General features: G+C 60.6%; 34 protein-coding genes. 7 read left to right on the top strand and 27 right to left on the bottom strand.

Annotated elements, in window-relative coordinates; genetic code table 11:
• Positions 1-210 precede the first annotated feature (210 nt).
• The 4 genes from QNH97_RS05895 (at position 211) to tsaA (ending at position 2,892) form a co-directional block, all read left to right on the top strand.
• Entirely contained in the window at positions 211-684 is a 474-nt protein-coding gene (locus QNH97_RS05895) for a GNAT family N-acetyltransferase (RefSeq protein WP_283556008.1), read from the top strand.
• Between the two features lie 82 nt (positions 685-766).
• Positions 767-1,477, top strand: coding sequence for an rRNA pseudouridine synthase (locus QNH97_RS05890; protein ID WP_283556007.1), 711 nt, complete (start codon positions 767-769; stop codon positions 1,475-1,477).
• Between the two features lie 57 nt (positions 1,478-1,534).
• Positions 1,535-1,996, top strand: coding sequence for a YehS family protein (locus tag QNH97_RS05885; RefSeq protein ID WP_283556006.1), 462 nt, complete (start codon positions 1,535-1,537; stop codon positions 1,994-1,996).
• Positions 1,997-2,193: 197 nt separating this feature from the next.
• Positions 2,194-2,892 (top strand): tRNA (N6-threonylcarbamoyladenosine(37)-N6)-methyltransferase TrmO, encoded by a 699-nt coding sequence (gene tsaA, locus QNH97_RS05880; protein WP_283556005.1) that lies wholly within the window; start codon positions 2,194-2,196, stop codon positions 2,890-2,892.
• Positions 2,893-3,101: 209 nt separating this feature from the next.
• Here the strand turns inward: tsaA and fpr are convergent, their stop codons facing one another.
• A complete protein-coding gene (gene fpr / locus QNH97_RS05875) occupies positions 3,102-3,881 on the bottom strand; it encodes a ferredoxin-NADP reductase (protein WP_003184787.1) in 780 nt (259 codons plus the stop codon).
• Between the two features lie 121 nt (positions 3,882-4,002).
• On the opposite strand from fpr, the gene QNH97_RS05870 reads away from it, so the two are divergent.
• The gene (locus QNH97_RS05870; RefSeq protein ID WP_283556004.1) at positions 4,003-4,929 is read left to right on the top strand and encodes a LysR family transcriptional regulator; all 927 of its coding nucleotides are present in this window, start codon (positions 4,003-4,005) and stop codon (positions 4,927-4,929) included.
• Between the two features lie 4 nt (positions 4,930-4,933).
• On the opposite strand, the gene QNH97_RS05865 is transcribed toward QNH97_RS05870, so the two are convergent.
• The 3 genes from QNH97_RS05865 to QNH97_RS05855 form a co-directional block, all read right to left on the bottom strand.
• Positions 4,934-5,296 carry a diacylglycerol kinase gene (locus QNH97_RS05865; protein ID WP_283556003.1) on the bottom strand — a complete coding sequence of 121 codons (363 nt, stop codon included), beginning with the start codon at positions 5,294-5,296 and terminating at the stop codon, positions 4,934-4,936.
• Between the two features lie 71 nt (positions 5,297-5,367).
• Positions 5,368-6,021, bottom strand: coding sequence for a response regulator transcription factor ErdR (gene erdR / locus QNH97_RS05860; RefSeq protein ID WP_283556002.1), 654 nt, complete (start codon positions 6,019-6,021; stop codon positions 5,368-5,370).
• A 214-nt stretch (positions 6,022-6,235) separates the two neighbouring features.
• Entirely contained in the window at positions 6,236-6,982 is a 747-nt protein-coding gene (locus QNH97_RS05855; protein ID WP_283556001.1) for a tRNA-uridine aminocarboxypropyltransferase, read from the bottom strand.
• Between the two features lie 184 nt (positions 6,983-7,166).
• Between QNH97_RS05855 and QNH97_RS05850 the strand changes: the two genes are divergently transcribed.
• Positions 7,167-7,589: a PA3611 family quorum-sensing-regulated virulence factor gene (locus QNH97_RS05850; RefSeq protein ID WP_135843980.1), complete on the top strand. Its 423-nt coding sequence runs from the start codon at positions 7,167-7,169 to the stop codon at positions 7,587-7,589.
• Here the strand turns inward: QNH97_RS05850 and QNH97_RS05845 are convergent, their stop codons facing one another.
• Positions 7,590-7,784, bottom strand: coding sequence for a hypothetical protein (locus QNH97_RS05845; protein WP_283556000.1), 195 nt, complete (start codon positions 7,782-7,784; stop codon positions 7,590-7,592). It abuts the gene before it with no gap.
• A gap of 454 nt (positions 7,785-8,238) precedes the next feature.
• Here QNH97_RS05845 and QNH97_RS05840 point away from each other — a divergent pair, with 454 nt between their 5' ends.
• Complete coding sequence (locus QNH97_RS05840) at positions 8,239-9,357, top strand: LOG family protein (RefSeq protein WP_283555999.1); 1,119 nt, start codon at positions 8,239-8,241, stop codon at positions 9,355-9,357.
• 46 nt (positions 9,358-9,403) lie between these two features.
• Here the strand turns inward: QNH97_RS05840 and recX are convergent, their stop codons facing one another.
• The 22 genes from recX to QNH97_RS05730 form a co-directional block, all read right to left on the bottom strand.
• Positions 9,404-9,871: a recombination regulator RecX gene (gene recX / locus QNH97_RS05835; RefSeq protein ID WP_283555998.1), complete on the bottom strand. Its 468-nt coding sequence runs from the start codon at positions 9,869-9,871 to the stop codon at positions 9,404-9,406.
• An 8-nt stretch (positions 9,872-9,879) separates the two neighbouring features.
• A complete protein-coding gene (recA, locus tag QNH97_RS05830; RefSeq protein ID WP_283555997.1) occupies positions 9,880-10,932 on the bottom strand; it encodes a recombinase RecA in 1,053 nt (350 codons plus the stop codon).
• 83 nt (positions 10,933-11,015) lie between these two features.
• The gene (locus tag QNH97_RS05825; protein WP_283555996.1) at positions 11,016-11,516 is read right to left on the bottom strand and encodes a CinA family protein; all 501 of its coding nucleotides are present in this window, start codon (positions 11,514-11,516) and stop codon (positions 11,016-11,018) included.
• A 71-nt stretch (positions 11,517-11,587) separates the two neighbouring features.
• Complete coding sequence (locus QNH97_RS05820; RefSeq protein WP_283555995.1) at positions 11,588-12,124, bottom strand: lysis system i-spanin subunit Rz; 537 nt, start codon at positions 12,122-12,124, stop codon at positions 11,588-11,590.
• The gene (locus QNH97_RS05815) at positions 12,106-12,669 is read right to left on the bottom strand and encodes a glycoside hydrolase family 19 protein (protein WP_283555994.1); all 564 of its coding nucleotides are present in this window, start codon (positions 12,667-12,669) and stop codon (positions 12,106-12,108) included. Before QNH97_RS05815 ends, QNH97_RS05820 begins: the two co-directional genes overlap by 19 nt.
• A gap of 72 nt (positions 12,670-12,741) precedes the next feature.
• Positions 12,742-13,758, bottom strand: a complete 1,017-nt coding sequence (locus QNH97_RS05810; protein WP_283555993.1) for a contractile injection system protein, VgrG/Pvc8 family — start codon at positions 13,756-13,758, stop codon at positions 12,742-12,744.
• A 9-nt stretch (positions 13,759-13,767) separates the two neighbouring features.
• Complete coding sequence (locus QNH97_RS05805) at positions 13,768-13,980, bottom strand: tail protein X (RefSeq protein WP_283555992.1); 213 nt, start codon at positions 13,978-13,980, stop codon at positions 13,768-13,770.
• Entirely contained in the window at positions 13,973-14,356 is a 384-nt protein-coding gene (locus QNH97_RS05800; protein ID WP_283555991.1) for a phage tail protein, read from the bottom strand. Before QNH97_RS05800 ends, QNH97_RS05805 begins: the two co-directional genes overlap by 8 nt.
• Positions 14,356-16,455 carry a phage tail tape measure protein gene (locus tag QNH97_RS05795; protein ID WP_350356196.1) on the bottom strand — a complete coding sequence of 700 codons (2,100 nt, stop codon included), beginning with the start codon at positions 16,453-16,455 and terminating at the stop codon, positions 14,356-14,358. Before QNH97_RS05795 ends, QNH97_RS05800 begins: the two co-directional genes overlap by 1 nt.
• Positions 16,456-16,512: 57 nt before the next feature.
• Entirely contained in the window at positions 16,513-16,638 is a 126-nt protein-coding gene (locus tag QNH97_RS05790) for a hypothetical protein (protein WP_038436473.1), read from the bottom strand.
• The gene (locus QNH97_RS05785; protein WP_283555989.1) at positions 16,635-17,225 is read right to left on the bottom strand and encodes a phage tail assembly protein; all 591 of its coding nucleotides are present in this window, start codon (positions 17,223-17,225) and stop codon (positions 16,635-16,637) included. Before QNH97_RS05785 ends, QNH97_RS05790 begins: the two co-directional genes overlap by 4 nt.
• Positions 17,226-17,377: 152 nt before the next feature.
• Positions 17,378-17,884 carry a phage major tail tube protein gene (locus QNH97_RS05780; RefSeq protein WP_212797342.1) on the bottom strand — a complete coding sequence of 169 codons (507 nt, stop codon included), beginning with the start codon at positions 17,882-17,884 and terminating at the stop codon, positions 17,378-17,380.
• Positions 17,884-19,050 carry a phage tail sheath protein gene (locus tag QNH97_RS05775; RefSeq protein ID WP_283555988.1) on the bottom strand — a complete coding sequence of 389 codons (1,167 nt, stop codon included), beginning with the start codon at positions 19,048-19,050 and terminating at the stop codon, positions 17,884-17,886. The genes QNH97_RS05780 and QNH97_RS05775 overlap by 1 nt, the downstream gene beginning before the upstream one ends.
• Before the next feature lie 2 nt (positions 19,051-19,052).
• Entirely contained in the window at positions 19,053-19,262 is a 210-nt protein-coding gene (locus QNH97_RS05770; RefSeq protein ID WP_283555987.1) for a hypothetical protein, read from the bottom strand.
• A 99-nt stretch (positions 19,263-19,361) separates the two neighbouring features.
• Positions 19,362-19,772 (bottom strand): phage tail assembly chaperone, encoded by a 411-nt coding sequence (locus QNH97_RS05765; RefSeq protein ID WP_283555986.1) that lies wholly within the window; start codon positions 19,770-19,772, stop codon positions 19,362-19,364.
• Positions 19,766-21,916: a phage tail protein gene (locus tag QNH97_RS05760; RefSeq protein ID WP_283555985.1), complete on the bottom strand. Its 2,151-nt coding sequence runs from the start codon at positions 21,914-21,916 to the stop codon at positions 19,766-19,768. The genes QNH97_RS05765 and QNH97_RS05760 overlap by 7 nt, the downstream gene beginning before the upstream one ends.
• A complete protein-coding gene (locus QNH97_RS05755; protein ID WP_283555984.1) occupies positions 21,917-22,552 on the bottom strand; it encodes a phage tail protein I in 636 nt (211 codons plus the stop codon).
• Positions 22,549-23,544 (bottom strand): baseplate J/gp47 family protein, encoded by a 996-nt coding sequence (locus QNH97_RS05750; RefSeq protein ID WP_283555983.1) that lies wholly within the window; start codon positions 23,542-23,544, stop codon positions 22,549-22,551. Before QNH97_RS05750 ends, QNH97_RS05755 begins: the two co-directional genes overlap by 4 nt.
• Complete coding sequence (locus QNH97_RS05745) at positions 23,541-23,873, bottom strand: phage baseplate protein (RefSeq protein WP_283555982.1); 333 nt, start codon at positions 23,871-23,873, stop codon at positions 23,541-23,543. The genes QNH97_RS05750 and QNH97_RS05745 overlap by 4 nt, the downstream gene beginning before the upstream one ends.
• Before the next feature lie 10 nt (positions 23,874-23,883).
• On the bottom strand, positions 23,884-24,495 hold the full coding sequence (locus QNH97_RS05740) for a phage baseplate assembly protein V (RefSeq protein ID WP_283555981.1): 612 nt from the start codon (positions 24,493-24,495) through the stop codon (positions 23,884-23,886).
• A gap of 3 nt (positions 24,496-24,498) precedes the next feature.
• On the bottom strand, positions 24,499-25,011 hold the full coding sequence (locus tag QNH97_RS05735) for a hypothetical protein (RefSeq protein ID WP_283555980.1): 513 nt from the start codon (positions 25,009-25,011) through the stop codon (positions 24,499-24,501).
• Positions 25,012-25,047: 36 nt separating this feature from the next.
• Entirely contained in the window at positions 25,048-25,398 is a 351-nt protein-coding gene (locus QNH97_RS05730; RefSeq protein ID WP_025212143.1) for a phage holin family protein, read from the bottom strand.
• Positions 25,399-25,444 lie beyond the last annotated feature (46 nt).

Genomic DNA, 25,444 nt, shown 5'->3' with positions numbered 1-25,444 from the left:
CTCCCGCTCGATTGCGCAGCAATCGCAAAAAGCGGGGGCCGCTGCGCTGCCCAGCGGGAGCAAGCTCCCTCGCCACAGGTTCTGTGCCTACAGCGATTAACTCGCCCACCTCAAAAACTTTAAAAGCCCCGCCTTGCGACAAGATGCGGGGCTTTTTTACGGCTATCGTATGGAGAAACACGGGACATCCAGCAAAAGGAACAGGCGGGCATGCGTCAGCATTCGGTCATCCATACACCAAAACCGAGCGACTATGAGGAACTGACCCGGGTTTGGGAGGCGTCGGTGCGGGCCACCCATGATTTTCTGCCGGACAGCTACATCGAGCTGTTGAAGAACCTGGTGCTGACCCGCTATCTGGATGCGGTAATGCTCATTTGTACTCGCGACGCTCGCCAGCGGATCACCGGTTTCGCCGGCGTCGCGGCCGGAAAGATCGAGATGCTCTTCATCGACCCGCAGCACCGTGGCCAGGGGCTCGGCAAGCAACTGCTGCGCCACGCAATGGAACAGCTAAACGCCGATCAACTGGACGTCAACGAACAGAATCCGCAAGCCTTGGGCTTTTACCTCAAGCAAGGCTTCGAAGTCGTCGGCCGCTCGGAACGGGACGGCATGAACCAGCCTTACCCGCTGCTGCACATGCGCTACAAACAGCCGGACCTCAAGGCCCAACGCGGCTAAAAGCCACACGACGCAAATGGACCCGCGATTAACCGCCGCCAGGCAGGTACAATGCCCACCCTCTTTTTGTTACGGCCCTGTCATGACTGACCCGATTCGTCTCTCCAAACGCCTCATCGAACTCGTCGGCTGTTCCCGTCGGGAGGCTGAGCTGTTCATTGAGGGCGGCTGGGTCACCGTGGATGGCGAAGTGATCGACGAGCCGCAATTCAAGGTCACCACCCAGAAAGTTGAACTCGACCCCGAGGCCAAGGCCACCGCACCGGAACCGGTGACTCTCCTGCTGAACGCCCCGGTGGGCATGGATGTGGACACCGCGATGGCGTCCCTTGGGCCACAGACCTTGAGCGAGGAACACCGCTTCGGCAAGCGGCCGCTCAAGGGCCACTTTCTGCGCCTGACCGCCAGCGCCGACCTGCAGGCCAACGCCAGTGGGCTGCTGGTGTTCACCCAGGACTGGAAGATCTTGCGCAAACTCACCGCCGATGCCGCCAAGATCGAGCAGGAATACGTGGTGGAAGTCGAAGGCGACATGGTCGCCCATGGCCTCAATCGCTTGAACCATGGACTGACCTACAAGGGCAAGGAGCTGCCAGCGGTCAAGGCCAGTTGGCAAAACGAGAACCGCCTGCGCTTTGCCATGAAAAACCCGCAACCGGGCGTGATCGCACTGTTTTGCCAGGCGGTCGGCCTCAAGGTGATCGCCATCCGCCGCATCCGCATCGGTGGCGTGTCCATCGGCAAGGTGCCGCTGGGCCAGTGGCGCTACCTGTCTGCCAAAGAGAAATTCTAATTTTCCGGCGCCGCACCGAGCTGGGGCGCCCATTGCCGATTAATCAGGATTGCACACATGGTTCACAACGACGTACTGCGTAGCGTGCGCTACATGCTCGACATCAGCGACAAGAAAGTCATCGAAATCATCAAGCTGGGTGGCCTGGACGTCTCTCTGGCGGACCTGGCGGGTTACCTCAAGAAAGATGAGGAAGAAGGCTTCGTGTTCTGCCCCGATGATGTCATGGCGCATTTTCTCGATGGCCTGGTGATTTTCAAGCGCGGCAAGGACGAAAGCCGTCCGCCGCAACCCATCGAAGTCCCGGTGACCAACAACATCATCCTCAAGAAGCTGCGGGTGGCCTTCGAGCTGAAGGAAGACGACATGCACGCCATCCTCAAGGCCGCCGAGTTCCCGGTGTCCAAGCCGGAGCTGAGCGCGTTGTTCCGCAAGTTCGGCCATACCAACTACCGCCCGTGTGGCGATCAGTTGCTGCGCAACTTCCTCAAGGGGCTGACGCTGCGCGTTCGCGGCTGACTTCCCAGGTCTCCAACGTCCCTGTGGCGAGGGAGCTTGCTCCCGCTGGGCTGCGAAGCGGCCCCCGTGGCTTCGTCTGACACACCGCAAGGGGACGCTGCGCGTCCAGCGGGAGCAAGCTCCCTCGCCACAGGGGACAGCGTCGATTTCACCGCTCGCGGTATCATGCCCTCTCCACCTCGCCTCGATTTCAACCCATGACTTACAACGTGTCCCCCATCGGCTTCGTCCGCTCCTGTTTCAAGGAGAAATTTGCCATCCCCCGTCAACCGCAACTGGCCCCGGCCGCGCGCGGCGTGCTGGAGCTGGTGGCGCCGTTCGATCAGGGGGATGCGGTGCAGGGCCTGGAGCAGGTCAGTCATGTCTGGCTGCTGTTCCTGTTCCATCAGGCCTTGGAAGACAAGCCACGGCTGAAGGTCCGGCCGCCGCGCCTGGGTGGCAATAAGTCCATGGGCGTATTCGCCACCCGTGCCACCCATCGCCCCAACGGCATTGGCCAGTCGGTGGTGAAGCTGGAACGGGTCGAGGCCGGTCGGCTGTGGCTCTCGGGCATCGATTTGCTGGACGGTACGCCCGTGCTCGACATCAAGCCCTACGTTCCCTACGCCGACATCGTCGGCGCGGCATCGAACAGCATCGCCAGTGCGGCGCCTGAGCTGATCCCCGTGCAATGGGCGGACACCGCCCTGCTACAAGCCCAGGATCACGCCATACGCCTGCAAGAGCCCTTGGTGGAGCTGATCGAACAGTGCCTGGCCCAAGACCCACGCCCGGCCTACCAGGTTCCTACAGCCGAACGGGAATATGGCGCGCAGTTCTGGGACTTGGACGTTCGCTGGCATTACCCGCAGCCGGGGGTGATCCGGGTGTTGGAAGTGATTCCGGCGAAGCACTAATCGCCAGGAACGAAAAAGCCCGCACCACCTTATTCAGGCGGTGCGGGCTTTTTTTGTGGGTTGTCAGTTGGATCGAGTCACGGCCATCGCGAGCAAGCTCGCTCCCACACTGGAGCTGTGTTGTTCACGATAGATGACTCAACCCAACCCCCCTGTGGGAGCGAGCTTGCTCGCGATGGCAATCTAGCAGCCACCACAAGCGTCGAGGCTTACTTCTCTACAAACGCCCGCTCGATCAGGTAATCACCCGGTTCACGCATACGCGGCGAAACGGTCAGGCCGAAGCTGTTGAGCACTTCGCTGGTTTCGTCGAGCATGCTCGGGCTGCCGCACAACATCGCACGGTCGTCCTGCGGATTGATCGGCGGCAGGCCGATGTCGCGGAACAGCTTGCCGCTACGCATCAGATCGGTCAGGCGGCCTTCGTTCTCGAACGGCTCGCGCGTCACGGTCGGGTAGTAGATCAGCTTGTCCCGCAGTGCTTCGCCGAAAAACTCGTTCTGGGGCAAGTGCTCGGTGATGAACTCGCGGTAGGCGACTTCATTGACGTAACGCACGCCGTGGCACAGGATCACTTTTTCGAAACGCTCGTAGGTTTCCGGATCCTGGATGACGCTCATGAACGGCGCCAGACCGGTGCCGGTGCTGAGCAGGTACAGATGCTTGCCAGGCTTGAGGTCGTCCAGCACCAGCGTGCCGGTGGGCTTCTTGCTGATGATGATCTCGTCGCCTTCCTTCAGATGCTGCAACTGGGAAGTCAGCGGACCGTCGGGCACCTTGATGCTGAAGAATTCGAGATGCTCTTCCCAGTTCGGGCTGGCAATCGAGTAAGCGCGCATAAGCGGGCGGCCATTGGGCTGCTGCAGGCCGATCATCACGAACTGACCGTTCTCGAAGCGCAGGCCCGGATCGCGGGTGCACTTGAAGCTGAACAGAGTGTCGTTCCAGTGATGAACACTGAGGACACGCTCGTGGTTCATGTTGCTCATGTACGGGGACTCCTGGGAATGATGCCTGCGTCGTCAATTTGCGCAATTGCATCGCATTCTAATGGCGGCGACAATATCTGTTAAATGGATTATTAAGATAAGGGTTATCGGTTATATCGATATGCGATTTACTCTACGTCAACTTCAAGTCTTCGTCGCCGTCGCTCAGCAAGAGAGTGTGTCCCGTGCTGCGGGCCTGCTCAATCTTTCGCAGTCGGCCGCCAGCACCTCCATCACCGAACTGGAGCGCCAATCCAGCTGCCAATTGTTCGACCGCGCCGGCAAACGCCTGAGCCTCAATGCCCTGGGCAAACAGTTGCTGCCCCAGGCAGTGGCGCTGCTGGACCAAGCCAAGGAGATCGAAGACCTGCTCAATGGCAAGTCCGGTTTCGGCTCACTGGCGGTCGGCGCGACCCTGACCATCGGCAATTACCTGGCGACCCTGCTGATCGGCGGCTTCATGCAGCGCCATCCGGAAAGCCAGGTGAAGCTGCACGTGCAGAACACTGCCAATATCGTGCAACAGGTTGCCCACTATGAAATTGATCTGGGTCTAATCGAAGGCGATTGCAGCCATCCGGACATCGAGGTGCAGAGCTGGGTCGAGGACGAACTGGTGGTGTTCTGCGCACCGCAACACCCACTGGCCAAGCGCGGCCAGGCGACCATGGAGGAGCTGACCCATGAAGCGTGGATTCTACGGGAACAGGGTTCCGGCACACGCCTGACCTTCGACCAAGCCATGCGCCACCATCGCAGCGCATTGAACATCCGCCTGGAACTGGAACACACCGAAGCCATCAAGCGCGCCGTGGAGTCCGGCCTGGGGATTGGCTGCATCTCACGCCTGGCACTGCGCGACGCCTTCCGCCGCGGCAGTCTCGTTCCGGTGGAAACCCCGGATATGGACTTGGCCCGGCAGTTTTACTTCATCTGGCACAAACAGAAATATCAGACCTCGGCCATGCGCGAATTCCTCGAACTGTGCCGAGCCTTCACCGCAGGGGTCCAGCGCAGCGACGAAATCGTGCTGCCGGCCATCGCCTGAGGGTTTAAAGCAGTACCACGCCCCAGACCAACGCGATCATCGTCAGCGCGACCAACTGGGCCGCGCTGCCCATGTCCTTGGCGTTTTTCGACAGGGGGTGCAGTTCCAGCGAGATGCGGTCGATGGCCGCCTCCACCGCAGAGTTGAGCAACTCCACAATCAACGCCAGCAGGCAGACAGCGATCAACAGCGCCTGTTCGACACGACTGACATCCAGGAAGAACGACAACGGAATCAGCAAGGCATTGAGCAGCACCAACTGACGGAAAGCCGCTTCGCCGACAAAAGCAGCCCGCAGCCCGTCCAGGGAATAGCCGGAGGCGTTGAGGATGCGTTTCAGGCCTGTTTGGCCTTTAAAAGGTGACATATGAGTAGGCAACTGATCGAAAGGGGTGGAGAAGCTAATTCAAACCCGGTCAAAAAAGCGTGAACAAAGCACTACGGCTGCGGTGAAATTGACTCAAGTTGTTGCAGCAGCAACGCCGCCTGGGTCCGGGTGCGCACGTTCAGTTTACGAAAGATGGCCGTCACATGGGCCTTGATGGTGGCCTCTGACACGCTCAGCTCATAGGCAATCTGCTTGTTCAGCAAGCCTTCGCAGACCATGGTCAACACCCGGAACTGCTGGGGCGTGAGGCTGGCCAGGCCTTCGCTGGCGGCTTTGGCTTCTGCGGACACGCTGACCGCTTCGAACGCCTGGGGCGGCCAGGACACATCGCCATCCAACACAGCCTTCACGGCCTGTTGGATCTGTTCGAGGGAGCTGGATTTGGGGATGAAGCCGCTGGCGCCGAATTCCCGGGCCTTGACCATCACCGACGCTTCTTCCTGGGCCGAGACCATCATTACCGGAATCTGCGGGTACTGACCGCGCAATAGCACCAATCCTGAAAAGCCATACGCACCCGGCATATTCAAGTCCAGCAGCACCAGGTCCCAGTCGGACTTTTCGGTCAACCGGACCTCCAGTTCCGCAATACTGGCCACCTCCGTAAGCCGGACATCCGGGCCAAGGCCCAGGGTCACTGCCTGATGCAACGCGCTGCGAAAAAGCGGGTGATCATCAGCAATCAGGATTTCGTATGTGGCCATTTTTTAAATGATCCTGTTTTTTTTATGGCAGGCCCGATGCATTCGCGCCTCACCCAAACAACTCAACACACCGCCCTGCAGCAGTATGCACAGGGGCACGTCAACGCCAAACACAGCGCTTCAAACTTTGGCCGCACCCTGGTCGGCGCCAAGCATGCCCAGCGAAGCCAGGGTGGTCAAGCAGCACCGCCACCGCTGCGTGCAGTATGGGCCACTATTGGGCCAATACTGCTTGCGCCGTACGAATAAAGGGCAGCAACTCGGCATGGGCCGGGGTCGATACATTCACCTCCTGCTGGCGTTTGGCGCCCAGGTAGTGCTGGCTGAACACATCGAAATAGGCGTCCAGGGCCGACGCGGCATCGCTGTCCCCTGCCAGCTCCAGACACAACGCCGCCACTTCGGCGGTACACAGGTGCTCGCTGCGGGTGGAACGGCGCAAGCGGTAGCGCGACAATTTGTCGGGCAACAGGCTCAGGATCGGCAGCCGGTCAAAATAGGGACTTTTACGGAAAATCTTCCGCGCCTCGGTCCACGTCGCATCCAGCAGAATGAACAGCGGACGCCTGGAAGAATCGAGCTCCACCGTATGAGTGACCCGCGAAGGCTCGACGTATTCACCGGGAAACACCAGGTACGGTTGCCATTGCGGGTCATTCAGCAGCGCCATTAGTTGCGCGTCGACGTCGGTACGTGACCAGATGAAGGCATGATTGTCGCGCACCACGTCGGCAATCAACCAACCGGTGTTGCTCGGCTTGAACACTTCCTTGTTGGTCATGATCAGGCAGATCCCGGAGCGGGTCTCGACGCTCGGACGCCAGGCACACAGGCAATGGCTCTCGATCACCCGGCAGGCGCTGCAACGGGGCGCGCGCCAACCCCGCGCCTGAATCGGCTTGATGCCCTCATCGATGCGCTGGTCGCGCAGGCGGGCTACGGCGTTAGGGGCATGATTCATCACAGGCGACGCCGGCAGACAGGAAAACTCGACACGAACAACACTCGGCAAGGCTAATGAGGCCGGCAGTCTACCAGAGCGCGCAAGCCTGTACCGTGCGCCCGGGCTCCCCTATAATTTCCCGCCACTGAACGCACAGTCATGTGATCGGTCGAACCACCAGTCACTGAACCAGGAGAGTTTCATGCTGCGCCTTATCGTCCCTACCGTTGCCGTTCTGCTGGCGACGTCCCTCAGCGCTCAGGCTGCTTCGCTGAAAGAACTCGAACTGAACAAGATGCTGCAGAACGTGGCCACCCAAAGCAGCGTTGGCACGCCGCGGGCGATCAGCGAGGATATTCTTGACCAGGGTTACACCGTCGAAGGCACCGAGCTGATCAACCACCTCAGTGTGCAAAGCAGCCATGCCCAGAAAATGCGCGCCGACCCAAAGGCCGTGTATTTCCAGTTAGGCTCCACGGTATGCACCAACCCAGGCTTCCGCAAGCTGATGGCCAAGGGCGCCACCATGCGCTACGAGTTTACCGAGGTTAAGACCAATCGCCCGGTCGCGACCGAACGCTTCCAGGAATCGGATTGCCCGAAACCGGCCAAGACGAAGAAGTAATCAACCCGAGCGAGCGCGCCGCTGCTCATCATCGGCGCGCAGTTCCGCCACCAGCGCCTGCAGATAACGCGAGCGCCATCCACGGCCTTCCAACCGTCGGCAGCATTCCTCTTCAAGGCTTACCTGATTGGCCTGAGCCGCTTCCAACAGCGTCAGGTACAACTGCCTGTCGAGCTCCAGAGTCACCCTGGTCATCTCTCCCGCCTCCATGCCCTAGCCACTTCAATCTATCGCGTGACACCCAGCCCTGGGCGCCGAATTGCATGAGTACGCTTGCTATCAGTAAATCAGAGCGGCACATACCCGGTCGGCAATCTGACGAGCGGCGGGTATTTCAGCGCTTGCATCCAGCGGTTGCCAACGATCACTTTTGCGCGCCATGATCAGGACAGCGAAGATCAGCTAGATTGAGAAGTATCTGTTTTTCATCGGGCAGAACGAGGCTGCCCAGCTAACACCTTGCTGTGTGATTGTTCTTTCATTCAAGGAAAAAGCAGGACCCGCAGGATGGCTTGATCGCCTGCCATAGATCGCGTCGAGCCAGGTCGAACGTCCAGGCACAGGCCTGGGCCGACAACGACACACGGAGTGTCGTGGCCCTGACGAATCTCTCGTTCGGGCCGGGGTCCTGTTAAGAAGGAGAAGTTGAATGCCTTATAAACCGAATGACCTGCTCAGTCGTCATTTCGAGAGCCATGGCCACGACCTCACCCGCAAGGTCGAAGAGCAACTCAACCTGGTATCACCCGACAGCCCGAACCTCCCCATCTACCGCGACATGATCCTGACCGTGCTGCGCATGGCCCAGGAAGATCACAACCGCTGGAATGCCAAGATCACCTTGCAGGCACTCCGAGAGCTGGAGCACGCGTTCCGTACGCTCGAACAGTTCAAGGGCCGACGCAAGGTCACGGTCTTCGGCTCCGCCCGCACGCCCGTCGAACATCCTCTGTACGCCATGGCCCGAGAGCTGGGGGCGGCGCTGGCCCGTTCGGACATGATGGTCATCACCGGCGCCGGCGGTGGCATCATGGCCGCCGCCCATGAAGGCGCAGGTCGCGACCACAGCCTGGGCTTCAACATCACCCTGCCCTTCGAACAGCACGCAAACCCGACCGTCGAAGGCACGCCGAACCTGCTGCCGTTCCACTTTTTCTTCACCCGCAAACTGTTCTTCGTCAAGGAGGCCGACGCACTGGTGCTCTGCCCAGGCGGTTTCGGCACCCTTGATGAAGCCTTGGAAGTCCTGACGCTGGTACAGACGGGGAAAAGCCCCTTGGTGCCGGTGGTCCTGCTGGACGTTCCAGGGGGCAAGTTCTGGAAAGGTGCCCTGGACTTCATCCGTGAGCAACTGGAGGAAAACCGCTACATCCTGCCCACTGACATGAAATTGATGCGCCTGGTGTACAACGCCGAAGACGCCGTGGAGGAAATCAACCAGTTCTACCGCAACTTCCACTCCAGTCGCTGGCTCAAACACCAGTTCGTGATTCGCATGCATCACAAGCTCAGCGAACAGGCGCTGCAGCAGATACAGCTGGAATTTGCCGACCTGTGCCTGAACGACTGCTTCCATCAGCATGACTACAGCGGCGAGGAGCACGACGAAGCCCACTTCAGCCATTTGACACGACTGGCGTTTACCTTCAACGCCCGCAATCACGGTCGTTTAAGGGAATTGGTGGACTACATCAACCTGCCGGAAAACTGGGCCCAGCCCACTTCAGAACCCCATCCCCTGACGTGGGAACCGATCAAGGTAACCTGAGCCCATAAAAAAACGGCCCGCTATCGAAATAGCGGGCCGTTCTTGTTTAATCATCCATGCCGCGACCGCTGAACAAACGGTTGATCATTTCCATGGAGTACCCTCGATACGCCAGGAAACGCCCTTGCTTGGCTCGCTCTCGTGCATCGATGGGCAAATGCCCTGAGAACTTGCGGCGCCAGGTGTCCGTCAGTTGCGCCTGCCAATCGATACCACTTTCGCGCAGGGCGAGTTCGATATCCGGGCGTTGCAAGCCACGCTGACCAAGCTCCTCACGAATTCGTAACGGACCATACCCAGAGCGGGCGCGATAGGAGACAAAGCTCTCAAGGTAGCGGGACTCCGATAACAGGCCCTCTTCCGTCAAACGGTCGAGCGCCGAGTCGATCAACTCATCGGGCGCACCGCGCTGACGCAGCTTACGCGTCAGCTCAACCCGACCATGCTCGCGCCTGGCGAGCAGGTCCATCGCGGTTCGTCGCACCGCGACGAGGGTATCGAGTACGACGGTCATCGAATCAATCAGAGATCAGCGTCAGCCAGGTCATCAACGGTTTCGCGATTGGCCACTGCCTTGACGTCGGCCACCGGGCTCAGCAGCTTGTCACGCAGTTGCTTCTCGAGGGTTGCGGCAACTTCCGGGTTGTCCGCCAGGAACTTGGCCGAGTTGGCCTTGCCCTGACCGATCTTGGTGCCGTTGTAGGCATACCAGGCGCCAGATTTCTCGACGAAACCGTGCAACACACCCAGGTCGATCATCTCACCATTGAGGTAGATGCCCTTGCCGTAAAGAATCTGGAATTCAGCCTGACGGAACGGCGAAGCCACCTTGTTCTTCACAACCTTGACACGGGTCTCGCTGCCGACAACCTCATCACCTTCCTTCACCGCGCCAGTACGGCGGATGTCCAGGCGAACCGAGGCGTAGAACTTCAGCGCGTTACCACCGGTGGTGGTTTCCGGGCTACCAAACATCACGCCGATCTTCATGCGGATCTGGTTGATGAAGATCACCAGGCAGTTGGCGTTCTTGATGTTACCGGTGATCTTGCGCAAGGCCTGGGACATCAGGCGAGCCTGGAGGCCCACGTGCATGTCGCCCATTTCACCTTCGATTTCAGCTTTTGGCACCAGCGCCGCCACGGAGTCGACGATGATCACGTCGACCGCATTGGAACGCACCAGCATGTCGGTGATTTCCAGGGCCTGTTCACCGGTGTCCGGCTGGGAAACCAGCAGGTCATCGACGTTGACACCCAGTTTGCCGGCGTATTCCGGGTCCAGGGCGTGTTCGGCGTCGACGAAGGCGCAGGTCGCGCCAGCTTTTTGAGCCTGGGCGATCACGGACAGGGTCAGTGTGGTTTTACCCGAGGATTCAGGACCGTAGATTTCAACGATACGGCCTTTGGGCAGGCCGCCGATGCCAAGCGCGATGTCCAGGCCCAGGGAGCCGGTGGAGATGGAAGGAATAGCCTGACGGTCCTGATCGCCCATACGCATTACGGCACCCTTGCCGAATTGACGTTCGATCTGACCCAAGGCCGCAGCCAAGGCTTTCTTCTTGTTGTCGTCCATTAAAGTCCTCACGTAATCAATAAGGCCTGACGGCCAACACCTGTATAAGTAGCCAGTATTATTCCACAGCGATTGAGGATCGCCTACCCCTGATTTGAGATTTCTATAGAGGCATGTTGCAGCAGCCCGTCTAGCGCGGCCTTCACCGTTTGTCGGCGGACCTCGTCGCGGTTGCCCGGAAAGAATCGCTGCTCGCTGATCACCGTCTCGCCAACGCCCCAGGCGAGCCACACCGTGCCCACCGGTTTATTCGGCGAACCACCGTCCGGCCCGGCAACGCCGCTGACTGCCACGGCAAACCGCGCCAGGCTCTTGTGCTGGGCACCCCGCACCATGGCCTCGACCACCTCGCGACTGACCGCCCCCACCGTCCCGAACAGCTCGGCCGGCACATTCAACTGCTGGGTCTTCTGGCGATTGGAATAGGTGACGTAACCGGCCTCGAACCAGGCCGAACTCCCTGGAATGCGCGTGATCGCCTCGGAAATCCCGCCGCCGGTACAGGACTCGGCCGTGGTCACATGGGCATTGAGCAACTGCAGGCGCCGGCCCAGCTCAGCGGCCAGCTCAGTAATGTCGTCCATGATGCTCTCCTGATTCGTCGCAAGTGGGGCCTACCGTACACGAGCATGGGAAGCTTGCAAGACTCGATGGACTACCGGCCCAGCGCCCTGACATAGGCCTGGCACGCCTGCAAGGCGATCAGTCCGCGATCACCGGCGTCGGTGATGGCGATAATTCGTTGAGCATGCGCTGGGTCAAGTCGGGCGCGTGGGGCGCCATGATCCACGCCGCCGGCGCTGGCGGTGGCAGGCACTGCACAACCGGCGGCAACATCGTCGGCGTCGAGGAGGACTGACAACCGGACATCGGCAGTAGCAAGGCGATCGCGCAGGCGATCCTGATCACGTTGGGCATCGCTCAAGGCTCGGTAATGGGTGTGTTCGCTGGCGGAGAGTTGTTGTTCCAGGGCCAGGCGTTTGTCTTGCTCGGCCTTTTGTTGCATCGCTGCTGCCTGGGTTATCTGATTCAACGTCGCGGCCTGGGATTGGGCCAACTGCGCCAACTGTTGGCCATACCGCCAATCCTGGAGACGCCACGCAAGCATCGCCGGGCCACCCGCCACCAATGCCAGCAAAACGACGATGCCAAGGGTTCGAGCAGAAAAAGGCATCAGGTCGAAGGCTGGCATAACACCGCCCTCGCCCGCGCCCAGAGTTGCAGGCGATCCTCCAAACCGTTCAAACCACCATTGATCCGCCGGGTAATGCTGTTGAACTGGTCGCGATCAGCCAGTTCGTTCAAGCCGTTGCGCTCCCAAAACCACGCAGCGGATTCAGCGGCCCATTGCGGTTGCTCCAGCAGCTCTGGCAAGGCCAGCAGGCGTTCGTCGCCAAACAAACCCAGGCTGCAACGAAGATAGTTGTCGTGCCCGGTTATCTGAATCAGACCCCGGCCACGGTATTTCTGACCGTCCCCGTCGGCCTGGGGCGTATTGCCCAGGCGCACGGCCAACGGTCCTGTGTCGTACTTGCTGAGGTATTGGTCAGCGCCGAGCTCGCGCACATAGCGCAACTGTCCCGATTCATGACCGACCTGGGCGAGAAACGCGGCAATGCGTTTAGGCGTTTCGATACGGTAGCGGGACATGGCTGCGTTAAGCGCAGAAACAAAAACGCCCGCTTGGCTGCGGGCGTTGGGCATGATGTTGATGAGTTGCTGTTGGGTAACGTCCATGGTCAGGTCATCGAAATTCGTTATGGGTGTTGCCCTCTTCGCGAGCAAGCTCGCGTTCTAAAGGAATAGGTGTCAGCCCCTGGCATCCAGGCACGTCGCATCAATCTTGCAGCGATAGCTGGTTGCCCGATCACCAGAGGCGGTGACTTTGTCGATCGACCAGCGACCGCGCATGAAGTCCGGCCAGGTGGGGTCCAGCAGTACGATGCCTTCAGCCGACAGCCCCGGATTGCCCGGGCATTCGATCTTCACCTTGAGTGCTTCGCGCATCATCCGACGCACCTCTCCTTCACCGGCGGCGCGGGCATCGTTGGCGCTCTGGAAACGCTGGCGAAGGGTCTTGAACGGCGCGATGCCGCTCTCCTCCACACGCAGTGTGCCGGTAGTCGCATCCCACCAACGGGTCTTGCAACCCTGGTATTTCGCCCGGGCGGTTTCATCAAGAACGGCCGAGATAAAAGCCTGGTCGCCCGGACGATTGTTCGTCGTCACCGATAGCTTTATCTCTGGCAGGACTTTACCCGACAACGACTTCGCCTGACCGCGCCGCGCCAGCACATACAGCTCGTTGACCGGCTTGGCGACGGCGTCATAACGATGGGCCAGGCGCGTCAGAAAACCCATGTCGGTTTCGTTGGACTGGTCGATGTGTTCGATCTTTATCAGCGACAAGTCCGCCGCCACACGAGGGGAAAAACCGTGCCTGGAGGTCAACTGACGAAACAGCGCACCCAGGGTTGTCGGGCCATGGCTGACGGAGCGGCGTTGCTTGAATCCGGTCTGGTCCGCTGCACTGAACGGCGCGGCCATGGCCACCAATGTCAGGCGCAGGGGAAACAGGGTCGGCGTGCGCCGGGTAATGACGAACTCGCCCTTGTCCACCAGCCCCGACTCCAGATAACCGACCCGCAAACCGATTTTCCCGCCGAGGCTGGGCAAGCCTTCAAGCCCCTCCAGGCTGATCGTCAGCGTCAGTTGATCGGACTCGATCCCAGCTGCGTCGACGTGGGTCCAACTGAGCAAGCGCTCGTTGAGCAGCGCAGCATTCGCGCCGTAGATTTCTACTGCAGGGGTGAAACCCAGTGACATGTCGCCTCCTTAATCCCAGGCCGAAACCGGTGGGGTTGCAACGGGTTTGAGGTCCACTTCCGGCAGCACGACCCACACCCCCGCCGGCAGGACCGGCCCCCATTCGGCCAACGTTGGATTGAGCCGCCAAAGCGCTTCTTCGCTGGCATCGTCACAACGCTCAAGCTCGCGGTACAGCAACAGATTCACCGAATCACCGGCGATGCTTCGAACCCTACGCATTGGCGAACTCCGTCAATTCAATGACCCAGCCGACCACCATCGCGGTGCCGTCATCGATGATCTCGGTCTGGGTTTCCGTCACCTTGTTGATCTGCCAGAGGCCCCAGTTGCGACCGATGCCATCCACCAACGGCAGGGGGATGCGCTGTGCCTGCAATGCCCGTAGCTCATCGAGTCGATCCATGGCGGTCGCATACATCGACTTGCCCGTGATCGTCAGCCCTTGCAGGCCTTGGCCGACCTGGCTGGACTTGGGTTTGCTGGTGAGGATGTCGATGCTCGTCCAGCCGCCATCCGAGGTATGCACCAGGTTGTGGTAAGCGAAGTGCCTGGACAGGCCGAAGATGAAACTGCCGAGTGCCATTTGTTGACGCATCACGTACCTCCGTCAGTCAGGGCCGCATCACTGCGCATGGCGAGTGTGTTGGGCATGGTCGTTAAGCCGAATTGGCCCGAGAGCTGCTGCACGACCAGGTTGGCCAACTGACTGGCGCTGGCCTGGTCCTGGCCATTGATGTAGATGTTTGCGGTCATGGTGTTCTGTTGTGTGGTGGTCTGGGTGCTGGCCAGGTCTTTGCTGATCTGGTCTGGAGCGGCGAGTCTGTCGGCGGGGGCGACGAGTTTTTCACCCAGAGACGCGCCGGCATCGCTCCCCAGCCAGCCGCCCAGCAGTCCGCCAATCAGACCACCAATGGCAGTGCCGATCACCGGAACGACACTTCCCAAAGCGGCACCGGCCGCGGACCCAGCAGCAGCGCCTGCCCAGCCGCCACCTGCGGCTCCCAGACCTGCGCCCATCATCCGCTTGTCGCCGGTAAGCACGCCCTCGGCCACATCAGCGACGGCGCCGACTACTTTTAATGGGCCGGGCGCCCTGCGAGTCATCGAGCGTAATGAGGCCGTTGGCCCGAGTGAGCCTCGTGTACTGACGCGTATTTTCGGCCCTCTCGTGGGTTCGGGACGCTGGCTGGCATTGCTTGTATCCAGCTTGTCCGCACGAGGATTTTTCCTGAAGTCTTCGGAGATCACCTCACCCAGTCGGCCGGGAAGGTGCGGGGCAGCCCTACCCAGCACCCGCTTGGCCACCTGATTGGACATCTCATCCACTACAGCCTTGAGCAGCATGCCCACCAGCGGTTTTATCGCGGCGGCAACCAACACAATGGCAGCGGTGGCTTTAGGTGAAGACTCAGCCAATTCGCTCATGCCATCCGCCAGCGAACCAAGCGCCTGAATCGAGAGGTCCGCGACGGGCGCCAGGGCATTGCCCGTGGTCACTGAGAGCCTGTCAGTGCGTGCATCCAGGACGTTCAACTGACCTTGCCGAGTGTTCGACAGCGCCAACGCGTCCTGCCTTACCGAGCCCCCATTACCCAATTGCGATGTGGCGTATTGAGCTGGGTCTTTCACCTGTCCGAAGGCTTCATTCACATCGGCCAGTTTCTGCGCCATGCGCAGCACCGCTTCATCACCGGTGCTAAACAACGTGGAGGCCAGCGTCGAACGCTTCTCGGCAGGTTGCGCGTTCAAAGCCGCAAGCACCGTCATCACCGTGCCAGGCGCCGTGTCTTTGTCGCGCAGGCCGCTCGCCACCTCTTTCGGCTCCAGCCCCAACTGCTTCCAAGCCGCTTGCTCGGAGGCAGAAGCCTGATCACCCTTGCCCATGGCAGTCGTGAAGGTCTTGAGCGCTGCGCCGGCTTCAGCCTGTTGCGAACCGGTATTGAGCAATGCTGCCGTCAATGCTGCGGCTTGCCCAGGGGCCAGGCCTGCCGCCGTCGCAGCCGCGCCGTCACGCTGCAGGACGGCGCCGATATCACCCGCTTTCGCACCACCGGGGATTTTGCCCAGGTGGTTGCTGGCATCCGCCAAGTCAAAGGCTTGAGCGCCGCTGAGCTTCATGGAGGTGCGCCAGCCGACCATCATTTCGGCGACCTCCATGGCCGGCATCCTGAATGCCGAGGCAGCGACGCCAGCATCACTGGCGAAGCGCAGCAACTCGAACTGTCGGTCTGAAGCGTTGGGCAGATCGCTCCCGATTCCCGCCCTGGCCGCCACACTTTCGATCCTCACCAGATCGACTGCTTTGGTCCCCCCGGCTGCCACTAGCGGAGCGATAGCGATCTGCTGAGTTGGCTCAGCCATTTCTGCGATCTGACGAGGGCTAAATCGGCCCGCCTGCTTCAGATCGGCCATGGCCACATCCATCGCTATCGCCGGCTTCAGCCGCTCCGGCGGTTCGATACCGCCACCTGATCGACCCTTCGGCTCCTTGGCCGTCTCAGCCTTGGCTGCGGCCCCCATCGTCCGTTGCGCCGAAAGCTTCAAGGTCAATGACTCGACAGCCGTCGTCAGCAGACCGAGCTTGAGTCCGAGGTTCTCCAGCGCCAGACCGAGGCCAGACAGCTGTTCCCTGGCGGACGCGCCCGCACCTTGCGCTGAAACACCACTCGCGAGGCTGGTATTACCGAACCCCAACCCACTCTCATTGAAGGCTGCGTATTTGAGCGAATATCTATCGTCCGCCATCCCGCTCTACTCCTGTTTCACGCCAAGGCGAGTGATCGCGATGTCGTAACGGCGCAAGGCCTTGCCGGCGTCCCACTCCAGAATTTCCGCTTCACTTACCGGGTAAATGAGCGGCACCACATCGAGGATCACTTCGATGTCGCGCTCCGAAAGAAGTCCGCCGGTTTGTTTAAAAAATCGTCGATGCGTACCTGCAGTTGCGTCCAGTCGGGCACGGTCAGCAGGTCCAGGTCGGGAAGCATCAGGCCGGTGCAATGAGCGGTGATGAACTCGGCGCGTTCCTTGGCCGTCTTCAGTTTTTTCATCGCCTTGGTGGCGCGCAGTATCGGCATCTCCAGGCTCAGCGACGTCACGCTGCGGCCCGCTGCGTTGAGCGGTTGCAGCAGCTGCACCTGGTCGGGATCGGGGTCGTCCGATGCGTTGTCAGCCTCGGCGACTTGTCCGAGGAAATACGACGCCGGGCGGGTCGACATTTCGTGCACGTATTGGGCGATGCTGACGTAGTCCGGGCGCTTGAGCTGGTCGAGCTCCTTGACCGACAGGCCGGTGGCCAATTTGGCCAGTTCGAAGAACTGATCGTCTTCGTCATCGCCGGCACGGGCCAGGGCCTCTTTCTGCGCGGCGTAGTACAGTGGCTTGAGTTGGAGTTGTTCGATCTGTGTTTCGTCGTCACCGGTGATCGGCGACAGCAAGACGTGAACGGGAGGCGTCCAGGACATGGAATCAGTTCCTTGGTGAATCAGAGGACAACCTGTGGGAGCGAGCTTGCTCGCGATGGCGGCGGATCAGTCAGCATCGATGTTGGCTGACGCACCGCTATCGCGAGCGAGCTCGCTCCCACAGGGATTGTGTTCAACTGACGGGCATTCGTTTACGGCAACAACACCGCACGGCGAGCATCGCCGAGAATGTCGACGCCGTTGAGCACGAACTTCTGGGTGCGCACGTCGATGTCGATCACCGGAACGCCGTTTTCCAGACGGTTGTAGGTGCGGCAGGACAGCTCAAGATTGGTCTTGGGCTTCTCGCTCATTTTCAGCGGAGTTTCCTCGAGGGATTTCAACTTGCCGCCCACCGTGTGGTAAGTGAACCAGGTGTTGCCATCCTGATCCTGGCCGGCTTCCCGTACGTTCAGCAGAATGTCGTCGCCCACGCTCACGCCCAGTGCCAACATGATTTCCGGGCCGAGCCCTTGCAGCGTCAACTTGGCCGTCAGCACCTTGCCGCCCTTGGCCATTTCCTCGCCAATGAAACGGCCGCCACGCATTTCTTCCATGTCGAACTCGATCTTCGGCGGGGAGAACTCTTCCACCGTCGCCGACAACGGCAGGCCTTGCAGGGTGGCCGCGATGGCCTGTCTTACGCGGTTGGTAAACATTAGAGAACGTCCTCCAGGAACTGCTCGATGATTTCATCGCGGGCGTTGAGTTGATAAATCATGTGTTCGTTCGGCGCGTAGCGGCCGTAGTCGATGACCACGTACCAGGTGCCGTTCTTGTACTTCTCGACACTGTTCAGTTCCGGGTGCAGGTAGACGCTGCCGCCCGGGATGGTTTCGTCGGCGACCAGGGTTTGCAGCCAGTCGTTGATGCGCTTGACCTCCTGGTCCATGAACGATTTGGTCAGGTTCTTGGCCATGGCTTTCTGGCCGGCCTTCACCAACTTGCGGCTGATCGCATCTTCAAGGCCGACGTAGCTGATGAACTTGCCGGTGATGGAGCGGTTGCCCAGCAACGAGAAGCCACCGAGGATGGTCCGGGCGTAGTAGCTGACGCCGTAGCGGTTGAGCAGATCGCCTTCGGTGGAGGTGTCGAGGATGTTGTATTCCACGGTGCGCGAGACGTCTTCGGCGTAGGTGACCTGGTTGCCCGGGCTCTCCCATTGCTTGACCTTGGCGAGCGCGGCGATAGCCAGGCTCGACGGCGCCAGGAAGACGTTTTTCTTCGCCGCCTTGGAGTACACCGCCGGCATGTTGTGCACCACCAGGCAACGGTCGAAACCCAGCTCCGCACCGCCCAGTTCCTGGCTGTAGGTCACTTGATCGGCGACCGCGGCGTCCTTGCCATCGAGCACCACCCGCGCCTTGATACGCTTGCCGAACGAGGCGAACTCGCCGGCCACCGCCTTGGTGCCGGTGAAGCCCGGCGCGCCGATGATAGTCAGGTCTTCCGCGACCCCACTCAACGCCGCCAGACCGAGCTTGCGACCGGTCTGCGCTTCGATGCCGCCAATGACGTTGTTCTGCGTGTCGGCCGGCGTGGCGCCCTCTTCGACGATGACCACGTACACCGGCACCTTGACCACTTTGAGGATCTGGAACACCGCCTGGAACAAGGTACCCGCCTCGGCACCGGTCGGGTCCAGCTGGGCCTGGGTGGTGAAGCTGTTGATGCGGAACGGGGTGTTTTTCGGAATCAGCGGATTGGCATTCGGCGCGGTGCCGACCAGCCCGATGACGTTGTCACCCAGGCCACCCATGGCCTCGGGAGATTCAGTGGCATTGACGGTAATGCCGTTGTGCTCGAAGTTCAAAACCTCAGCCATGGTTATTCAGCCTTCTTGGCAGCGGCCTTTTTGGCCGCGGTGGATGTAGAGACCGATTCGCCGGCCTCGGTTTTTTTCAGTTCCAGCCGACCGGCGCTGCGCAAGGCATTCGCCTCGACGTCGAGCAGGTCGAGTTCCTGGCCGATGCTCGACCAATGACCACCGCCGATGGGGAATGGGAGGAGTACGGTGTAGGTTTGGCGTAGTGCCATTTTGGGGTTCTCCAGATACGAAAAAGCCCCTTGAGGCAGGGGCTGTTGAGTGTTGTTGAAATTTGCCGGTCAAAAAAACGCCCCGTGGTGCGGGGCGATTTATTGGGTTTGGCTGGCGAGCCAGGGCAGCACGACGGGGCGGTATTGGCGGTCGGGAAAACTCGGCGACTGCGGCCAATCCCGGAGGGCCTGCCGATAGGTAAGCAATTCGGAAAACTGAGCAGACGTCAGGGTAGTCTCCTGTTTCAAGTCCTGTTCATCTCGATGACGTGTCACGAGCCACTCGCTGGCGTGCATCTCCGCGTCGCGCCAGGCTCGCTCGCGGGCGGCCAGAGAATCGCCCTCCCTCACCGGCTCGACAAATGCCTCCCCGTCGTACCGCCATCCGTGTCTGACTTCTTCGCTGCATGGTTTCCACATCAAATCCGGGTGGAAACGCCCTGCGGGATCGACCTCCGTCACCTCATGCACAACGTTCTCTTGTATCAATACCCACATGTTGATCACCATCTGATAACTACTTGGCCGGGCGACCCATTGCCGCCGTTGCCGTTTTCATTGCCGCCGCCCCCGCCACTGCCGACAAGCGTACTGGACGTACCGGCCTGGCCAATCGAACCCGCCCCAGCGCCGTAACCCCGGCCGCCGGCGCCATGTCCGCCGCCGTATATGGAAGTCGAAGGAGCCACACCATTATCGTGGCGAGTGGCGTGTCCACCCGGGCCCAGGGTGGTATTGATATCTCCACCTGATCCAAGGCCTGCTAGGCCGCCATACCACTTCGACGCACCGGCGCCGCCCGTGGCACTCATGAAACTGCCGAAAGACGATGCATTGCCAGGCGCTCCGTCGCCATCACTTCCAGCCCAGCCAGCCCCACCAGCGCCGACAGTAACCGTGACAGAGGAAACGCCAGTCAGGTCTACCAATCCTTCGGCAATCCCGCCGCCACCTCCACCGCCGCCGCCATGGGAGAAGCGTCCGCCACCTCCACCGCCGCCGAATACGGTGACCCAGACCTTCTTGACGCCAGCTGGTACAGCCCAGGTAAACACCCCGGCGGCCTTGTAAGTCTGAGTCGCCTTGAATGGGCCGTGTCGACCGGTGGTGATTTCCTCCCAGTCTTTCCACTGTCCATCCTCACGCCGTGCGCGGATCGCCATGCCGACCTCATCGCCCGACATGCCCCCGATCAGCATTTGTGTCAAACGCTCGCCAGCATTGGAAAGACCGGAAACCTTGAGGCCGTAACGCCGGGTAGGGCTCCAACCGGGTGGCAGGTTAAGCTGACCTGCCGTGGCTGTCAGGTAATCACCCGGTACCGTGTAGGCATTCAAATCCAGGGCGGTACCGACGATTGCCCGGCCAATTCCGAACGCGCCTGGGGCAAGCATTGCGCCCGGCGTCAGATCGAGTGGATTCGCCTGCTTTGGCGTATTGAGCTCGCCCCATACCTGGGCCCAGGCCGTCCATACCCCAGCAGAATTGCGAGTACGCATACAGGTAATCGGAATGGTGCTACTCACCAAGGAGTCCCACCACTGCGTCGCCATGTTGGAACTACCACGTTCCATGTGGAAAATCGTACCGTTAGGGATAACCGTCGTGGCTCCAGGGCTCATGGGCTTAGTTCCCGTGGTACTAGTAGTCACCATGTAGACGCCGTTCAATGTGATGGCATCGATGTCCCCGGTATAGCTGTACGCGGCAGAACCAAAACCAAACTGCGCCATGATGGCGCGAACCGCTGCCGAAGTAGCGATCTTGGTACTGTTGTCGCTCCCCGCTACCGTAGGGGCAGTAGGCGCCCCAATCAAGGCTGGGGAGTTAAGTGGCGCAAAACCCTGCGTCACGTTCTGAAAAGTCAGCGCCGTGGTACCCAGCACGATCACACCATCTGTAACCAACTGCCAGATCGTATTGGCAAGCGTCGTCCCTTCCTCAATCGAGACAATCAACCCCGAGGTAACTTCGACACTCGCGTCGGCATCCTTTGCTCGTATCCAAGCGATGTTCGCAACGACATAAATACCGTTGTCCTTCGCCAACGTCTGGGATTTAACAAGCACCCGATCCCCAGCAACCACCGCCACACCATCAATCGTCTGAGCCCCACTCAAAACAATATTGGCCGTCGTCGCCACCCGCACAGACTGCTTCCTGTCCAGCTTGGCAAGTTCATCAGCCACATAACTCGCCACCCAAGCCCGCGTAGCCTTGACCACCGTATCGTCAATCAGCAGCGTCACCAGCTCAGCATTACTGGTCTCGAAAATCGACCGAATGTAGAACTCTTTGCCCGAACCGGACGTCGCCAACACCGGTTTGAACGACTCCGGATACTTGACAATCGCATAGAGAATGCCGGTATCGGTCCAAATCCCCGCCTCACGCACATACCAACCGCCCACGTCAGACGGGATGGTGACTTCGACCAGCAGCCAGCTCGGGTTGTTTTCATCCTGGAACAGCGCATTGAGCGGCCCGCGCCACACTTCGCGTTTGAGGGCGATAGCAGTAGCGGCAGGGTTGTAGACCGCGCCGCCGCCGTCACCGACGGAAATCTGCGACAGCTTGATCGGTGTGCCCGCCGCCTTGCAGGCGGTTTCGTAGGCGATCCCCGCATCGGTGAGCAGGGTGTAGTAGTCGGCCATTTAGGACCCCTGTGGATAAATAGTGGAGGTTTCGACGGTGTAGAGCGCCGCGGCCATGAAGGCCTGGCCCGAGGCTTCAAGCCCTTCGATGACGATTGGATAAACCGTGGTCAGCTCGCCGCACAGCGTGGCGGCGCCGATGACGTGACGGCCGAAGGCACTCAAGCCGACCGAAACCGTCAAGGTGTCGCGCTCGCTTTTGGCATCGGCCAACCGACGATCGAGACGCGCGTCGATGGCTTCGCTATAGGGTTGTTCGGTAAAAGCCCTGACGGAAAAACTGTAGGGCGGGCCGGGTGGCGTTTGCTCATACCAGGCGCGCACCTCGGGCATGAGCTGCAAGCCCTTGGCGGCATTTTCCAGCGCCTTTCGTGTCCCGGCTTGTCGTGCGGTGGGCCAGGCGAGTTCAACCGTCAGGCGCTTTTCAGCCTCAGGCGCCGTCGTGCTCCACTCACTGACTCCGCGATCCGCCGCTAGGTACGGCAGAAACGCCAGAGGCGTCGAGAGCGGATTCATCAACTCGGGAAACGGCGGATCGATGCGTTCAAGCAACCGGGCGAAACCCAGATCAAGGGCCCTTTCCAGCGGTGAACTGTTGGCCGGCAGCAGGCTCGGGCGAGGTGCGTCGTCACTCATAACGTGTCCACCTCGACCTCGACGCCCGTGCAGTACGGGGCTTGGAAAGCCGTGGTCACAATCGGCGCCAGCGGCTCGAGAATTTCGAGCTGAACCGCACCCGCGCTGTGCAGCGTGTAATCGATCCAGCTCGGGTCCACTCGACCTTCCAGGCGATGACACGCCTCGGCATACGCCTGCAACTGCTGCTCGGCGGCAACCTGGGTCAGGCCCGAATCCGGGCCGGCGTTGATCTTCGCCACGACGCGAATTTTGTAGGGTTTGATTTGCGCGGCCTGGACGATGACCAAGTCGGTTTCCGGTCGGACGTCGGGCCGGGCGAAGTGCTGGCGAACACCGTTCAGCAGCGCTTCGGACGGTGTGCCGTTGCCCTCGCGGGAAAGCACCGTGACCGTAACCACACCCGGCGCCGTCCGGCGTCCGTTGCCGTCTTTGACTTGCGCGGCAAGACCGTCCGGATCGAACGTGTAGGTCACGCTCACTACACCGCCTGCGGCACTGTCCACCTTCACCGCAGGCCGTTCGCCGAGGGTGAAGATCTCCCGCCGATACTGCATGCGCGAGCCCGCCGCTGGGGCGTGGGGTGCCAGGTAGTAACGCAAGCGGGCGTCATCGTCACTCTCGTAGACTGGAGCAATCGGCGGGAAAGCCGCCGGATCGCCCGGATCGAGCAACTGACGTTCAAGGCCCATGTCCGCCAGGCGAGCATCGAGGTTGGTCCCGGTGGCCCACCACGCCAGCATCTGCTTGATGCGGGCGTTGTATTTGCGTTCATGGGTTTGCAGCCGGACGCAGAACGCCTCAAGGGCCAGGGTCAGCAATTCGCTTTCGTTCTCAAGACTTTCCAGCAGCTTTGCCGCACTCCCGGGAGAACGGGCGCCGACGTACTCGACCACGAAAGTCTTGAACTCCGCGAGCAGATCCTCGAACGCGTCGACGGTGACGATGGCCGGTTCAGCCAACTGGTTCTGGCCGGGTATCAACATACTCATGTCACCACCTCGAAGGTTTGCTTGCGGTTTTTCCAGGTGCCGGCGAAGCGCAATAGCAAGCTGGCGCCCTGTCGGCTGGCGACAATGACCTGTGGCTCGAAATCACTGATACCGTTTTGTGGGTTGTAGAACGCTTGGGCCGCGTGGCTCTGGGCCAGGATCAGCAAGTCGTCGCCAAGGTTCTGCCCGAGCAATTGTGTGAGTGCGCAGCCATACAAAGGGCGCTTCTGACGAGTGCCCAAAGGCGTGGTCAACGCCCGGGTGGCGCGCTGCACGAACTGCAGCCAGTCGTCGACCGTGGCGCCGGTGTTTCTATCGATTCCGATCATGGGAAATCTCTTATGCGGTACTGAGGACACGCCCCTGGTGATCCACCACCGGACCGCTCAGGTGCACGCCGGAAGCGTCGAGCCGCAGGCCGACGGCGCCCATCTGCAACTCGATGAGCTGGGGTGTCATCAGCAACCTTGACGAGCCAATGTTCAGTTGGAGGGATTCACGGGAACCGGTGAACGCCGCCGGACCGTTTTTCCAGTGCAGGACATGGCTGGCGTGGTCGTAGCCGTTTTCCGAACCGTCTGGATAGAGACGACGCGTCAGCGAAGCCTGTGTCGAGACGGGCGGGAACTGACCGCCGTTGAGGCCGAACAACGCCACCGACTGCCCTCCGCCCTCGCCGCCGCCGTGGTTCAGCAACAGGCATTGCTCGCCCACGGAGGGAATCCGCGACTCGCTCTGGGCGCCAGCACTGGGATTGAAGAACCGGATCGCCGGGGTCAGCAGCCCGCCATGGCTGACCTTGCAGGTATTAGTGGCGGCATCGACCTCCTGGCAAACGCCGATGCGACAGAAACTGTCGGCACGCCGGTGCAAGTCTTCCAGCTCGGTTTCCATCTCGGCCAGACGCTCGATGATCGGCCCCAGATGCAGACTTAAAAGCGCATCGAACATGGGTCAGGCCTCGAGTGTGGTGTATTGATCCGGGTCGTCGATGTTCGAGACTTCCCAGGTACGGGCAAATTTCGGGATGCCCAGTGGGTCCTCCAGCAACATCGGGCCGAGGTAGAGTGTTTGGGTAAGTGAAAGCGTCCAGGCGGTGTACACCCGAGCTTCGTGGGTGAACGTGGATGCGATGCCATCGATCTCCGTGGGCAGATCGCATTGATCGCCCGACAGCCCCCAGCGGTTATCCACGACCAGGTGTTTCAGCTCTCCGGCCAGATCGCAGGCATCCCATCCTGGAACGGCCATGACCACCTGCAAGGAAACCGTCAGGACATGGGCGATACGTCCGTCATTGGCGCGGTTGCCTGACGCATCACGCTCAATGGCAATCAGCACCCAGGGTTGGTCGTCGGTGCCATCGAACTCCTGGGGACTGCCGACTTTCAAGGTGGGGTGAGTGACGCGCAGCGTCTGGGCAATGGCGGCGAACAGCTGCGACGGTTTTTCGATGAGGACGGGCATTGATCGCCTCCTTTTGTATGGATCAACGATGTCGATTCACGGCTGGTCGGGCGGAAGGTCCCGCGGTGGCACCTCGCATACGCCGATCCGCTTGGCGACCCAGCGTTCGTATAAACCGATCGCCACATCGGCACCGGCCATGGCAGTCAGGCAACCCAGGGCGCAGGCGCTCCAGATCGACATGCCGAGGGCGTACAACAGCATGGTTGCCGAAACCCCGCAGACCACGCAGGCACCGGAGCGCAAAACCACGCGGCGCAGCAACGGCCAGCCACGAGCGCCCTCCTTGTCGGCGCGCCACATCTCGCCGGACACCCCGCCCACCAGGGCGAGCACGATGACCAGCCAGATCGGCATGTCCAGCAACGCTTGTTGCTCGTTTGTCATGTCTCGTTTCCTGGGGAGTGAGGGATTGAAGTTGAGGGGCCAATCG

The sequence above is a fragment of the Pseudomonas sp. G2-4 genome (assembly GCF_030064125.1).
GTDB lineage: Bacteria > Pseudomonadota > Gammaproteobacteria > Pseudomonadales > Pseudomonadaceae > Aquipseudomonas.
This window is presented reverse-complemented; position numbering and strand designations above follow the sequence as displayed.